The organism is candidate division KSB1 bacterium (genome assembly GCA_034505495.1).
GTDB lineage: Bacteria > Zhuqueibacterota > Zhuqueibacteria > Residuimicrobiales > Krinioviventaceae > Fontimicrobium_A.
In genome coordinates this window covers 23,925-37,982 of the sequence record JAPDQV010000035.1, presented here as the reverse complement: position 1 = coordinate 37,982, position 14,058 = coordinate 23,925, and the positions used below count along the sequence as shown (strand labels likewise).

The following is a 14,058-nucleotide window of genomic DNA, read 5'->3' as shown; positions in this document are numbered from 1 at the left end:
TTCTCTTAACGGTTGGACCCCTATTGAAAAATTGATTGATTATTTTTATCCCGAACAACTATAAATAACGCTTGGATTTCTTACATCTTACATATAAAATTATAAAGAGGATAAAACATGCCTATTCCAACTCATCATCCTGATTGCCAAACCAAGATATATCCAATAAAATGCCAATTCTGTGGCGATCGAGTATTCTATTTTTGCTGTACTTGTGGTAGCAAAGTGTTTTTTGATAATAACGAACCACCTTGGATTCTTCATGAAAAAAGATGTTTTAGGTACTTAATATGGTATCTACGTTCAATTAAGAAAGTTGATATAAATGATCTTGAAGTTACGATAAAATCTTATGCATTAGAAAAACAGATTGAAATTCCCTACGATGTTATTGAATACATTAGAAATCTCAAGTCAAATTTTGCCAACAAAAAAACCCAAATAATAAATGTTGAACCGAAGAGTGAAGAAATAAAAATTATTGGTCAAGCTATTTCAAAAAATTTAGAAGTTAATTTCCTAAAAAGGATGAAATATTCTGATAATGCCTTTGGAAGAGGTTTTCTAGGCAAACTACTTGATTCATCATTTATGGAAACAAAAATAAGAGTTGAAACTAGGAATGAAAAAATTTTCCACGAATATAAATTTTTCCTAGATTGGAAGCTCTACAATGAAGAACCATTTTATGAAAATTCAATCATTTTTGCTCGAATTGTTCCACAAGATATTCCAGGTAGGAATAAGGTATGGATTTGTTCTGAATTCCATAAAATAATTTAATGCAGATTTTAAATCATGAATTCAAGTTCCGATTGCAACAGATGAATTAAGGAAGAGTTCGGCCGGAGTTTTTTTGAACCAAAATTCCTGCTCGATCAAACCGCTGGTTTGACGCTCAGCCCGGTGCTCAAATGCATAGCGCAGCATGTGATCCAAAAGCTCCACATGTTTTTCATAATCGTCTTCATCCTGCAGCTCTCGGCGCCGGATTTCCTGCAATGCGGTCTCGGCAGATTTCCAGGCTTTAAACCAAGTTAAAATTTTTTCATGGTCTTCCATAAGTCGCTGCTTTCTACATTAGCCGACGCAGAAATGGTAACGAAATGCAGAAGATTTTGCAAGGAGAAGAATTTTTACTGAATCTGTTGCCGGCGAAAGTAAAGAGCAGCAGACTCGCCGGCCTCCATGGTTTGGCCATCACGCCGTCCTCTTGACGTTCGATTGGCGCCGAGCGCAGGTAGAAACGAAACCTCATCCATCCTGCGACAGCGGAGATCCCCGCCTGAATGATTCTTTTGCCCCGATTCAGTTTTCAAAAAACCGAACGGGCGCCTCTTTTGTGGCGCCCGTTCGGTTGGAAAATCGATGGGGAATTTATGCGCTCAACTCATTTGATCAGCAGAATCTTGGCGAGCTTTTCATCTTTTCCTGCCCTCAAGCGGACAAAGTAGATGCCCGCCGTTTCGTCGCCTGCTTCCCAGCTTCGGCGATGGATCCCGCTACCGAGGATTCCCGAGAACAGGCGTGCGACTCTTCGGCCGTCGCCGCGGTAAACGATGAGCTCGACGGTCTGCGGTTCGTCGAGACAAAATTCCAAGGTGACCGCGGCATTGAACGGATTCGGATAGGCGCGCAAAAGCGACGGCGAGACAGGCACGCGGCTCTTTACGTGTACCAGTCGTGAGGCTTGGACGCGGTCGAGGGCGCCGACGAATCGGCCGTCGACGTCGTACAAACGCAGCTCGGCAATGGCTGCTCCCTGGGGAACGCTGATCTTTTGCTCGATCGTCAATTTTTCCATCGGCGTCACGGTGAATTTCACATCATCGGCAATCAGCGAACCCGCCGCGTCGAGGAACGTCAACCTGACCGAGCCGAGGTAAAAGACGCCGTAAGCCCCGTAGACATTCCCCGTAGCGGGGTCGTACTGCAGATGCGTCTCGACGGCACCGCAGCGGTTCACGGTAAGGATCGGGCCGTTGATGCGCGCGGCGTACCAGTCTTCGACAAAAGTGATTTTGCCGCCGGGGGCGATCGGCCAAATCGGGCTGAGGACTTCGACCTCAAGATAGGCGGGGCTGTTGTTGATCCACACTTCGTTGCAGGCGCCTCCATCGGGATAGCTCTCCCCATGGTAAACATCAAACACTTTGAAAAAGCCGACGCCGTCTTTTTCGTCCACATAAGCGATCCAACCTTCGGGAGAATCGGCGAAAATCTTTTTGCCCTCGGGCTTGAATTGCACGCCGTAAACGCCGGGCGCCATTTCGCCCTTCCAGGCGGCCGATGCAGCGCTGGCTTTCACACCGCTTGCCCCAAAGACGCTGCCCTCGGTCTTGATCGGAAAGTAGACCCAAAAGTTCTCATAGTCCTTTTGGCCGGGGTGGTTGACGATGCACTGACTGACGCTCCAAACGCTCCAATTGACCTGCTTGGCGCCCTCGTTGAGAATCGACTGCTCGACTTTGACGCGGCTGCTGTGGCGGTAGATGACCGCTCGGCGCTCCATGCTGATGTTCGGCGTCTTGCTCCACGTCTCCTTTTTGCTTTTGACGAACACCGCAACCGAGTCTTGCGTGTTGTCGACGATCTCGGCGCTATAGGGGCCGGCGTCCAGAATCGCCGGCGGCGGCCAGTTCCACACCTCCTGCGGCGCCGGCCACACCTTGTAGCCGCCGTAATTGTACCAGACCGACTGATTGGGCGCATGCGTTTTGCCGAGCTCGGCAGGATTGATGAACAGCGAAGGATGGTCACCCAAATCGTACTGCATGATGCGCGCGCCGATGACCGGCACCGTGGCGACGGTGATCAGTTGGTTCTGCATGACGATCGCCTGCCATCCCCAGCCGTTGTAATTGGCTTCGGTGCGAATTTGCGTCTGGCCGAAAAGGGAGGCGCCGAGCAGGCATAAAACGACGATTTGCATACAAGCTTTCATTTTCACCTCAGGTTGAATGATCGATCAGATTAAGCGGTACGGCTGCCTCGCGATCTTAGAGCTGAATAACCTCGATGCGGCTCAAATCGTTGACGCCCAATCCGATTCGCTCGGCCTCGCGCAGATAGTTGATGCACGCGGGCGACGGCAGCGCAAAGGTGTCGGTATAGTCGGGCGCGTTGGGATTAAAGCCGATCACCTGCGTGGCGATGGTGTCCGCCGCCACCACGTCGCGGCTGACGATGAGCCGATTGAAGGTGCGGTTTTCCATGGTGCTGCACCAGGGACCCTCGCCGCCGATGGTTGTTTTGACGGCGTCGGTCACGGCCAAATGAATTTTCGTAGCGGAATTGATGTCGAGGACGACGCGGCAGAGATTGCTGTTGGCGTTTTTGTCCAGCACCGCGGAATGATTGTGAATGGCCGCGCGGTTTCCGGAGCCGTTCAGGGAGTACTTGGGCTGCGGCAGCGTGCCGACCAGGTTCTTCATGGCGTGCGTCACGCCCGCGGATACATGCTGTTTGGCCTTCGGCAGCGAGATAAAGCAGTCCAGTTCTTCGAAAATAGCGTTTTGATAAAGGCTTTTGTAGATAAAAGACTTTTCGCCGACCGGCCGCACGGCGTAGTCGCTGAACGGCGAAGTGTTGTTCAGATTGATGATCTGGCCGCCGAGGGCATTGGCGACGCCGACGAAACCGAATTTGGAGATCGACTCATTGTCGTAATATGCTTCGAGGATAAAAATTTTGCCGGCGCCTGCATCTTTGGCCAGTTCGCCCATGACCTGCACCACGTTCGGATGCGTCCAGAAGGATTCCAGCGCCGAGACGCCGGTGCTGCGCTGCCACTGATTGGCCGAGCCGGAACCGCCGGTCAGATTGATTTTGAGGCCGACTTTGTCGCCGCTTTTGATGAGGTCGCCGAGGCCGCCGAGCGCATCGAGCATGTCGATGAGCTTTTTCTTGAGAACCGTTTTTTCATAGGTTCCGATCTCGCCGACAGCCACGCGGGCGGTGCGCGGCGTTTCGTCAATGGGGGCGGGTGCAGCCGGATTTTTTTTGCTGCAGGCTCCCAATGCCAGTCCTGCCGCCCCGGCGGCGGTGAGCGATAAAAAGCGGCGTCTGGAGATGCCGCCCTCCTGGTCAATAGTAAAGTTATGACGGCCCATACACGCTCCCAAATTTTAATCTTGACGGAATTAAAGTAATGCATTCGATATTGAGAGTCAACTGCAAATGCTTTGCGCCGGCAACCGCTTGCTATTTTGCGCAATTATGGTTAACATTGGTAACGATCATTGCAGAGAGGGAGATCTATGGCTCAAAAAAGTCGATTGGACTTTTACCTGACCCTATTGGAAGACGGTCTGGTGCCGTTGTTCTACACGCCGGATGCGGCGACGGCCAAGCGTGTTGCGGCTGCGGCGGCCGCCGGGGGCGTCCGGCTGCTCGAGTTTACCCATCGCGGCCCCGGCGCTCATGATGTTTTTAAAGATTTGCTTGCCTATTGTCGCGCCGAACTGCCGCAGCTTTTTGTCGGAGTCGGCTCGGTGCTCGACGCGCCGACGGCTGCCATGTACATTGCCGCCGGCGCCGACTTTATTGTGGCGCCGATTTTCGACGAGGGGACGGTCCGCCTGTGCAATCGCCGCAAGGTCGCCTATATCCCCGGAGTCGGCAGCGCTACGGAAATCAGCCGCGCCGAAGAGTGGGGTGTGGAGGTGGTCAAGGTTTTCCCGGGCGCAGCGGTGGGCGGACCGGATTTCGTCAAAAGCGTGCTGGGGCCCATGCCCTGGTCGCGAATGATGCCGACCGGCGGCGTGGAGGCCACCGAGGAGAGCATCAAAAAATGGTTCAAGGCCGGCGTCTGCGCCGTCGGCATCGGCGGCAACCTGGTGACCAAAGAGGTTCTCGCCGGCGATTTCGCGTTTCTCACTGAAAAGGTGCGCGACTGTCTTGGGTGGATTCGCGAGTTTCGCACGGCAGAGGCCGGCGGTAAGAGTTAAATTTTCGCCCCCTCGTTTGAGGCGTGGGAGCAATTCAAAATCATCGGCCTGGAAAATGCTGTTTTCTTGCTGCAGGCGTTCTTGCGTAACCGATTACAGCGGTTGACGTTATGTGCATGTTAAGCCGTGCCCGCCAAGCCCGAAAGAAGGCGCAAGGGCAGGCTGCCCTTGAGTCGTAACAGCCGAGAGGGCAATTGCCGCCGCGCTTTGCCTGCATGAGGAACACTGATTGGAAGCAGAGAGCCGAGCGGCAGCAGATGCCGCCCAGTCCCGCTCCAACCCCAATGCAGAACGCTATAGACGGGCTTTGGAGTGCACTACCGGCTGATTTTTTCGGAATCGCTGTTTTTGCGTGAATTGTCGCTTGACTGGTAAGGAATTTTTCTTAAATTCCAGGCATTAATTTCGGCGGCAAAAATTGGGGCGGTTGGCCGTCGAAAATGTTCCGTTTGCGTTTCAAGGTCGGCTGAAATTCTCGAGCAAGCTTCGAGCGGCGTATTGGGTTAATTAGGAGAAGCGAACATGCAGTTCGGAATCTGGGACATTATCGTATTCATCGGCTTTGTCGTGACCGTCATCACCGTCGGCATGACGAAAAGCAAAAAGGCCGGTGCGAGCGATCAAGACTACTTTTTGGCCGGCAAGAGCCTCATGTGGTGGCTGATCGGTTTTTCGTTGATTGCCGCCAATATTTCCACCGAGCAGTTTGTCGGTATGAGCGGCAACGCCGCCAGTCATGTCGGTCTAGCCATCGCCAGCTATGAATGGATGGCCGCCGTCACGCTGGTGATCATTGCCTTTACCTTTTTGCCGTACTTTTTACGCGCCGGAATTTACACCATTCCCGAATTCCTCGAGGTGCGCTACAATGCGGCGGCGCGCACCATTATGGCCGTGGCGACGCTGTTCATTTACATGCTGCTGCTCGGTTCGGTGACCTATTCGGGCGCCCTGACCATCCGCACCATCACCGCGGACACGCAATTTCCCATTTCCCTGGCCGGCGGAGCCATGATCATCGGTCTGATCGCCATGATCTACGTAGCGGCCGGCGGCCTAAAGGCCTGCGCCTGGGCCGATTTGATTCAGGGCAGCGCGCTGATCCTCGGCGGCGCGGTGATCATGATCTTTGCATTCATCAAGCTCGGGCGCGTGCAGGAAGCGGCGCAGATTCTCGACGTCAACACCGGCGCCGTGGCAATAAAAGAGATGAGCCCCGGACAAGGAGCCTTCAGCCGCTTTTGGGAACTCAATTCCGTGCGCATGAACATGTTTCTGCCGAAAACCGACAAAGTTCTCCCGTGGACGGCGCTGCTGCTCGGCCTGTGGATTCCGAACTTTTACTATTGGGGACTCAATCAGTACATCACCCAGCGCACGCTCGGTTCCAAGTCGCTGGCTCAGGGTCAGCGCGGAATTGTTTTTGCCGCTTTTTTAAAGCTGTTGATCCCCTTTGTCATCGTCATCCCCGGCATCATTGCCTTTAATTTGTTTGCTTCCGATATGAAAAAAGAGGCGATTGCCGACAATGCCGCGGTTTTGGCCAAATACGTCAAGGCCAACCCGCAGACGCAGTTCGTAACCGTGGCCGAATCTCCTTCGGACGAAACGGTTTCCAGCTGGAACGGGGAAGGCTTTTTGCTTGCCGTTTACGAAAACGACGCGGCGATTCGCGCCCTGCGCAGCCGTCTGAACAATTTGAACAACGTGCTGCCGATCGAGCGCTCGGCTTTCGAAAAGGCAAAGGCGGAACCCAACTCGTTGTTCGACAGCGACGACAAGGCGTTTCCTTCGCTTTATCCGGCCTTTTATGCCGAACTGCAGGCTTTTAACGACAAAGTCAAGGCCGCAAGCGATAAATCGCCCGCTCTTCTCCCGGCCGAAAAACTCATCGCCTACAAATACGACACGGCGATGGCGCATCTCCTCGGCAAAGTCCTGCCCCGCGGCGTGGGTCTTTTCGGCTTTGTCATTGCCGCCCTGCTGGGAGCGGTCGTCAGCTCGCTGGCGGCCATGCTGAACGCCGCCTCGACCATCTTTACGATGGACGTATTCAAGAAATTTCTCTCTCCCCATGCCGGACAAAAAACCATTGTGATGCTCGGCCGCATTTGCGTGGTCGTCTTTACCTTGATTGCCGTCACCTTGGCGCCGCAGCTGGGCAATCCCAAGATCAGCAACAGCATCTTTACCATTATCCAGGAAGGTCAAGGATTCATTTCCCCCGGCATTTTGGCGGTTTTCGTGTTCGGTCTGCTGTTCCGACGCGCGCCGGCCGTTGCGGGAGTGGTCGGATTGATTACCAATATGGTGGTTTACGGCGGGCTCAAGCTGTTTGCGCCGCAGATTCAATTCCTCAACCGCATGGCCATCTGTTTTGCGCTCTGCCTGGCCATTATGGGTGTGATCACCCTGGTCAAGCCGCTCAAAGAGCCTATTCGTTTCGAGACCAAGTCCGAAATCGATTTGACGCCGTCGAAATATGCACCGGTGGCGGGTGCCGCGGTGATCGTTCTGACGCTCATTCTTTATCTCCTATTCAGTCCTCTGGTGTTTGCACGGTAAAAGGCAGTAGGCGGTGAGCAATATGAAGAACATCATACTCAAAAAATTTCAGGCGCATTTCAACGATACTCCGCGGGTTTTCGCCGCTCCCGGGCGCGTCAATCTGATCGGCGAACACACAGACTATAACGACGGATTTGTTTTTCCCATGGCCATCGGCTATTATACTTGGGCCGCGGCGGCACCGACCGAAGACCGCAAGCTCTATATCCGCTCCGAAAACATGAACGAGCTCATCGCCGTCGATTTGGATAATCTTAAGCGGCGATCGCACTGGAGCGATTACGTGGCCGGTGTGGCTTGGGCGCTGGAAGAGGAGGGAATTCGGCTTTCCGGCGCCTCGATTCTCATCGAAAGCAACGTGCCGGTGGGCGCCGGATTGAGCTCGTCCGCGGCGCTGGAGATTTCTTCCGGACTGGCGCTCCTCAGCACGGTGGGAGCCGAGATGGATCCCGTACGTCTCGCCTTGTTGGGGCAAAAGGCAGAAAATCAGTTCGTCGGCATGAACTGCGGCATCATGGATCAGTTCATTTCCTTGTTTGCTCAGCCCAATCATGCGCTCTTTATCGATTGCCGAACGCTCGAGCATAAACCGGCGCCTTTGCCCTCCGAAAAGGTGCAGGTGGTGATCTGTAACACCATGATCAAGCACGAGCTCGGCGTCTCCGAATACAACAAGCGCCGGGCGCAGTGCGAGGAGGGAGTCCGGCTGATAAGCAAGACTTTTCCCGGCATCAAAGCGCTGCGCGATGTGACCAGCGATCAGTTTAGGCAGGTCGAAGCTGATCTGCCGGAAGAGACGGCCAAGAGATGCCGGCACGTGATCAGCGAAAATGAACGCACCGCTGCGGCTTATGAGGCTCTGCAGCAGGGAGATTTAAAGACGTTCGGCCGCCTGATGAACGAGTCGCATGACAGCCTGCGCGACGACTATGAGGTGAGCTGTTCGGAATTGGATCTGATGGTCGACATTGCGCGGGCGCAAAAGGGCGTGCTGGGCGCCAGAATGACCGGCGGCGGCTTCGGCGGCTGCACCGTTAATCTGGTCGAAAACCAATACGTGGACAGCTTTCTCGAAAAAGTCGCAAGCGAATACGAAAAACGCATCCACCTCAAGCCGGAAATGATCATTTCGACGCCTGCCAAAGGCGCTTATGAAGTCGTCGATTGAGCTGCAGTAATTGCCTTTTTGAAATTTGCCGAAAACGCCCTGAAAAATACGCTTTTTCAGGGCGTTCTTTTTTTGAAAAACGGCGGAGTGGAAAAAAGGCATCCCTGCAACAGCTAATGGTGAGGAACTTGTAGGTTCATCTTCCTCAAACTTTACCCTTTTTCATCCATTCAAGCGGCGGCGGCAGCACCTTTTTCACACAATTTATCACTTACAAAGGCTTTTTCCGCAATTGACCTTGATGCCGATGGGAAGCTCTGCAAAAAGTGTATAGATCGCAGCCTGATTGCGGCAATTCATCAGCATAGTCGAAAAAACGAGGCATGAATGAGCAAGACCGCGATTGTGTTTTTATTCAATAACAAGCGGGGGCTACTGCGCTCAGTCGTATAAACATTCCCAAGCCTGGTCGGGCCGATTGCCGGCGATCAATCTTTTAAGTTCAAACCTCTCCGGCGCACTTGCCCCTCTGCTTCCAGACCCTGAGTCTATCTTTGCCGCAATTCAACAAAGCCCCGATATTGTTCGACGCAGCGGAAATTTCGCCCTATAACCAAACACCTGCCTGGCAAACCAGAGATACATTCGGCGGTTATGTCGCTTTTAAGAATTTTTCATGAGGAACGGCAGGCGACTGCGGCTCGGCTTTTTTTGAAAATAAAACCGAAATTTTCAGCGCAATTAACCTTGTCGGATAATAAAATATTTGTAAATTGCCTTTCGATAAAGCGTGTTTTTTTATATCGGAGGAGATCGACATGATTAGACCACTGCTTGTATTGCTATTCATTTCCATGCTTTGGGCTCAGCCCAAGATCGAAAATGAGGCGGCGCAAATCAAGGTGATCAACTCGCCGTCGGCTCTGTGGCGCTACGAGTTAAAGGGAGAGCGTTTTTCCTTTACCATCGCGCCGCCGGTGTGTGAAATCGACGGCAAGGCGACGGCGCTGCGCTGGCAGATTTTTCAGGTGCAGAGCAAGCCGTTGTTCAACGGCGTCACCGAATACACCGTTTCCGGGCCGGTTGCGGGCGACGCCGAGTTGAAGCTCGAATGGATCGTTCGCCTTTCACCCGACAATCCGGTGGTGCGGTTCTGCTATCGACTGACCGCCAGTTCGCCGCGGTTTTTGACCAAAAATTCCGGTGAAAATTTAACTTATTTTGTCACTTCATTCGCGTCCCTGCCCAAAGTTTTCGAGGTGAGGTTGAGCGAGTACGACGAGCTCGTGCACTGCTATCTGCCGGCCGAGCGTCCGGTGGAGGACCGATTTTTCGAGAATGCGTTGATGCTCGACGGCCCGATTCTGATCGGCGGCGACGGACGGCACACTTTACTGCTCGCCTATGAGCACGGCAGCCAACTGCCCGACCGCTATCTCGGCTTTCAGCTGTCGCCCAATCGACAGGTCGGTCTGAAGGCGGTCAAGGGCAACTATTGGTCGCGCTATCCGTTGGTCGAAGGCTATGAGACGCTGTGGATGGAGGCTGCAGCCGTAAAAGGCGGCAAGGAAGCAATGGCATCGCAGTTTCGCCTCCATGTTCTCAAGTATTTCAGCCCGAATCTAACCAGCCGCAAGCCCTATATTTTCTACAACACTTGGAATTATCAAGAGCGCAACTATTGTTGGAACGGCAAACCTTACCTCGATTCGATGAACCTTGAGCGGATGCTGCAGGAGATCGAAGTCGCGCACCGCATGGGCATCGAAGTGTTCGTCATCGACACCGGCTGGTATCAAAAGACCGGCGACTGGCAAGTCTCGCTTGCGCGCTTTCCCGACTCGCTGCGCACCGTCAAAGCCAAACTCGACGGCTACGGCATGAAGCTCGGCCTCTGGTTTAACAACACCGCCGCAGTATCCAGTACGATCCTGCAGAAGCATCCGGACTGCAAAATCACTTGGGACGGCAACCCCCAAGGACCTTATTCTATCTGGGAAACGGAAGAGAGCTATCCGATGTGTCTGGTGAGCAAGTTTGCCGACGCCTATGCCGATGAACTGATTCGCCTTTCCAAAGAGCTGGGGGTCACCTATTTCAAGTGGGATGCCATCGGTCAATACGGCTGCAACGATCCCAACCACTTTCACGGCGACGCCTCGGTTTCACCGCAGGAGCGCGGCGAGGCGTACTCGTTTCTGCTCAGCCGATACATGAAAAAAATCGTCGACAAGCTGTGCGCCGCCTGCCCTGAGGCCATTGTCGATTTCGATGTGACCGAAGGGGAACGCGCCTTCGGGTTGGAATTCTTGGCCGCCGGAAAATATTTTATTATGAACAACGGCCCCTACTATGTGTCGTTCGACGATACGCTGTTTGCCCCGGGCGGAGGCATGGGAGCCAATGTATTTGTGTTTCCCGGCCCGGCGCGGGCGCGCGTCTGTCGAGCGCCGCTGGTCTATGACAAGTGGATTCCCTCGGTGCTGTTTTTGACCCACTATTTGCCCGACGACCCTCTGCGTTCGCAGTATCTCAACCTCGGCTCGCTCATTCTGGGTCAAAACGGCATTTGGGGCGATCTGCCAAAGGTCTCCGAAGCCGGGGTGGCGACTTTTCATAAAGTGCTGGAACTTTACAAGCAGGTGCGCGAAGACATGGCTTTGGCTTCGCCGGTGCGGACCGGTTCGATCGGCGGCGTGCCCGAGATCCACGAAAAGATCAATCCCGCCAACGGCAGAGGCGCAGTGGTGCTGTTCTTCAACTATAAAAACCCGTGGGTGAAATTGGAGGACGCTCATTTCGGCGGAACGTTTCGCTATGTCACCGCCAATGCGGTCGCACGCGAGGTGTGGCACAATGAAGGCGTCAAGGTGACGTTCGACCACAAGGGACGGGCGATCATCGAAGCTGAATGCCGCGGGCCTGAGGCCAAGATCATCTTTTTCGGCGCTAAAGAGTAACGGACCGACAGAGCTGCGGGCTGTCGACCATTAAGAATGCAAAAGAAGGGGCGATGAAAAGACGTAATGAAATCAACCGCCGCGAATTTTGCCGCAGCCTGGCGTTGAGCGGCGCGCTGTTGCCTATCGGCGGAACGCTGGACGCATCGCCTCGAAAAAGCGCGGTCATCGAAAACGAATTTTTCCGCGTTCGTTTCGCCCCCGCTACCGGAACCTTTGATATTGATCGCGGCGGTGTACCGCTGCTAACCCGCGCCGTCGTGCAGGCGGAAACCGCCGACGGTCTGCGCATGATGAGCGCGGCCGACTATCGCTTCAGCGTTGGAATCGAGCAGGTCCGCGATGCCGTCGGCGCCGGCCGCCGTATTGTGGTAAAGGCCGCGGACGCCGCGCATCGGCTCGATTTTCGGCTGCACCTGACGCTCTACCGCGGCCTTGCGGCGGCGGCTATCGAGGCGGGTTGCCGCAACGTCTCCGGCAAACCCATGATCCTCAAGCGGCTCTCGCCGTTGGCGGCAGGGGAGGAAAGCGGCGGCCTGCATTGGCCGGTAAGCAGGATTTTGACCAACGGGCAGATGTACAGCGATCCCGGCAGCCTGATCGATCTGAAGAGCGTCGAGGAACCGATCGTCAGTTGGTGGAATCTCGGCTTGTTCGATGATTACAGGCGCGAAGGGCTGGTATGCGGTTATTGGCGCAATCAGTCGGCGCTGGGCAAAGTGCGGGTCGAAAAGCAGGGAAGTGCGCTTTCACTTATTGCCGATTCGACCCTTGCCGATGGGTTTGTGCTGCCGCCGGGCGGGGAGATTCTATCCGAACCGTTCGCATTCCTGATCGGACAAAATCCGTATGCGGCGCTGGAAAGTTTTGCCGCCTGGATGGGCAGACTGAACTCGGCGCGCTTCGAATCGACTGTTCACGGCTGGTGCAGCTGGTTCTATACGTTCGAGCAGGTGTCGGAAGAAGAAGTGCTGCGCAACGCCGAATTTGCTGCGCGGGTTCTCAAACCGTTCGGACTCGAGTACATTCAAATCGACGAAGGGTATCAGCGTTGGCACGGCGAGTGGGAGGGCAACGAACGCTTTCCGAACGGCATGAAGTGGACGGCGGACCGTATCCGCGCGTTCGGGCTTAAACCGGGCTTGTGGATTGCGCCTTTTGTCATTTCGGAGCCGACCGAGGTGTTTCAAAAGCACCCCGATTGGCTGCTGCGGCACCCGGACGGTCGCCTGAAGCGGGTGGGCCCCTGGCCGAGCGAAGACTCGGATTGGGCGCGCAGCGAGAATCCGCGACGCTATTGCCTGGACATCACGCACCCGCAGGCCGCCGAGTGGCTTTACGATCTGTTCGACACGGTCGCCAATCGCTGGGGCTACGAGATGATCAAGGTCGATTTCGTCGGCTGGTCGCTGCTCAGCGCCGAGCGCTATTACGACCCCTCGATTTCCCCGGCCATGGCCTATCGCCGCGCGTTCGAAATCATGCGCAAAGCAGCGGGGCCGCACTGCCACCTGCAGGACTGCGGTCCGGGACCGGTGACCGTCGGCCTCATCGACAGCATGCGCATCGAGCTGGATCAAAACTACGGCTTTCGGTCGAACGCCTGGCGGCAGTACGTCTCGACCACCGGCAGCGCGGCGGCGGTCGCCAAACGATGGTACTTTCACAAGCGCACCTGGATCAACGATGCCGATCACCTTTGCCTTGGCCTGCTCAGTTATTCCCAGGCGCAGGCGGTGGCGACGATCATTGCCCTTAGCGGGGGCAACGTCATCTCGGGCGACCGCCTGACCGATCTGGACCCGACGCGCCTCGAAATCCTCAAAAAAGCGCTGCCGGCTTACGGCGAGACGGCGCGGGCGGCAGACCTGCTCGACCGTGATCCGGCGCGCATCCAGGTGCTGCCGATAAAGCGACCCTTTGGAGAATGGACGATCGCCGCCTTTTTCAACGACGATGAGACGGACTGTTGCAGCTATACGTTGCCGATGGAGCGACTTTTCCTCGACAATAATAAAACCTACCTGGCTTTCGACTTTTGGCGCGAGGCGTTTTTCGGCGAGGTAAAGGGCGAGCTGACGGTCCTCGTTCCGCCGACCGGCGTGACCCTGTTGGCGCTGCACGAAAAGCGCGGCGTGCCGCAGGTCATCGGCACGGACCGCCACATTCTGCAGGGGGCCGTCGAGCTGGAGAAGGTTCATTGGGACGAAAGCGCGCAAGCGCTGCAGGGCGTCAGCACGGCGCCGGCGGGATCGGAGCACAACGTCTTTATCTATTTGCCGCAGGCGCACCCGTGGACACAAGGCGGAATTTTCCTGCACCGCGACCAGGGCGACTGTACATTTAAAATGATGGATGAGCATATCCTTCGCCTGCATCTGCGCTTCGGTCGGAACGAACGAATTGAATGGCAGGTTAAAAACGGCGAATATTGAAAAACTCTGAATCTAAAATTTAGAATAATTATCAAACA

At 54.8% G+C, this 14,058-nt stretch carries 9 protein-coding genes; 6 read left to right on the top strand and 3 right to left on the bottom strand.

What is annotated here, in order from left to right; translation table 11 throughout:
• The first annotated feature begins 117 nt into the window (after positions 1–117).
• The gene (locus tag ONB24_12395; GenBank protein ID MDZ7316913.1) at positions 118–783 is read left to right on the top strand and encodes a hypothetical protein; all 666 of its coding nucleotides are present in this window, start codon (positions 118–120) and stop codon (positions 781–783) included.
• 21 nt (positions 784–804) lie between these two features.
• Here ONB24_12395 and ONB24_12390 read toward each other — a convergent pair whose 3' ends face one another.
• The 3 genes from ONB24_12390 to ONB24_12380 all read right to left on the bottom strand — a co-directional run bounded on the left by ONB24_12390 (position 805) and on the right by ONB24_12380 (position 4,112).
• Positions 805–1,062 (bottom strand): hypothetical protein, encoded by a 258-nt coding sequence (locus tag ONB24_12390; GenBank protein ID MDZ7316912.1) that lies wholly within the window; start codon positions 1,060–1,062, stop codon positions 805–807.
• Positions 1,063–1,390: 328 nt separating this feature from the next.
• The gene (locus ONB24_12385; GenBank protein ID MDZ7316911.1) at positions 1,391–2,944 is read right to left on the bottom strand and encodes a T9SS type A sorting domain-containing protein; all 1,554 of its coding nucleotides are present in this window, start codon (positions 2,942–2,944) and stop codon (positions 1,391–1,393) included.
• Between the two features lie 55 nt (positions 2,945–2,999).
• Positions 3,000–4,112 carry a DUF362 domain-containing protein gene (locus tag ONB24_12380; protein MDZ7316910.1) on the bottom strand — a complete coding sequence of 371 codons (1,113 nt, stop codon included), beginning with the start codon at positions 4,110–4,112 and terminating at the stop codon, positions 3,000–3,002.
• 147 nt (positions 4,113–4,259) lie between these two features.
• Between ONB24_12380 and ONB24_12375 the strand changes: the two genes are divergently transcribed.
• The 5 genes from ONB24_12375 (at position 4,260) to ONB24_12355 (ending at position 14,020) form a co-directional block, all read left to right on the top strand.
• Complete coding sequence (locus tag ONB24_12375) at positions 4,260–4,949, top strand: bifunctional 4-hydroxy-2-oxoglutarate aldolase/2-dehydro-3-deoxy-phosphogluconate aldolase (protein ID MDZ7316909.1); 690 nt, start codon at positions 4,260–4,262, stop codon at positions 4,947–4,949.
• A 522-nt stretch (positions 4,950–5,471) separates the two neighbouring features.
• A complete protein-coding gene (locus tag ONB24_12370; GenBank protein ID MDZ7316908.1) occupies positions 5,472–7,514 on the top strand; it encodes a sodium/solute symporter in 2,043 nt (680 codons plus the stop codon).
• A gap of 22 nt (positions 7,515–7,536) precedes the next feature.
• Complete coding sequence (locus ONB24_12365) at positions 7,537–8,685, top strand: galactokinase (GenBank protein MDZ7316907.1); 1,149 nt, start codon at positions 7,537–7,539, stop codon at positions 8,683–8,685.
• A 758-nt stretch (positions 8,686–9,443) separates the two neighbouring features.
• The gene (locus ONB24_12360; GenBank protein ID MDZ7316906.1) at positions 9,444–11,585 is read left to right on the top strand and encodes an alpha-galactosidase; all 2,142 of its coding nucleotides are present in this window, start codon (positions 9,444–9,446) and stop codon (positions 11,583–11,585) included.
• 53 nt (positions 11,586–11,638) lie between these two features.
• Positions 11,639–14,020 carry an alpha-galactosidase gene (locus ONB24_12355; GenBank protein MDZ7316905.1) on the top strand — a complete coding sequence of 794 codons (2,382 nt, stop codon included), beginning with the start codon at positions 11,639–11,641 and terminating at the stop codon, positions 14,018–14,020.
• Positions 14,021–14,058 lie beyond the last annotated feature (38 nt).

Bases quoted from the DNA above. Each gene is read 5' to 3' on its own strand.
- ONB24_12365 (MDZ7316907.1), top strand. From the start codon at position 7,537: ATGAAGAACATCATACTCAAAAAATTTCAGGCGCATTTCAACGATACT.
- ONB24_12360 (MDZ7316906.1), top strand. From the start codon at position 9,444: ATGATTAGACCACTGCTTGTATTGCTATTCATTTCCATGCTTTGGGCT.
- ONB24_12375 (MDZ7316909.1), top strand. From the start codon at position 4,260: ATGGCTCAAAAAAGTCGATTGGACTTTTACCTGACCCTATTGGAAGAC.
- ONB24_12390 (MDZ7316912.1), bottom strand. From the start codon at position 1,062: ATGGAAGACCATGAAAAAATTTTAACTTGGTTTAAAGCCTGGAAATCT.
- ONB24_12395 (MDZ7316913.1), top strand. From the start codon at position 118: ATGCCTATTCCAACTCATCATCCTGATTGCCAAACCAAGATATATCCA.
- ONB24_12385 (MDZ7316911.1), bottom strand. From the start codon at position 2,944: ATGAAAGCTTGTATGCAAATCGTCGTTTTATGCCTGCTCGGCGCCTCC.
- ONB24_12355 (MDZ7316905.1), top strand. From the start codon at position 11,639: ATGAAAAGACGTAATGAAATCAACCGCCGCGAATTTTGCCGCAGCCTG.
- ONB24_12380 (MDZ7316910.1), bottom strand. From the start codon at position 4,112: ATGGGCCGTCATAACTTTACTATTGACCAGGAGGGCGGCATCTCCAGA.
- ONB24_12370 (MDZ7316908.1), top strand. From the start codon at position 5,472: ATGCAGTTCGGAATCTGGGACATTATCGTATTCATCGGCTTTGTCGTG.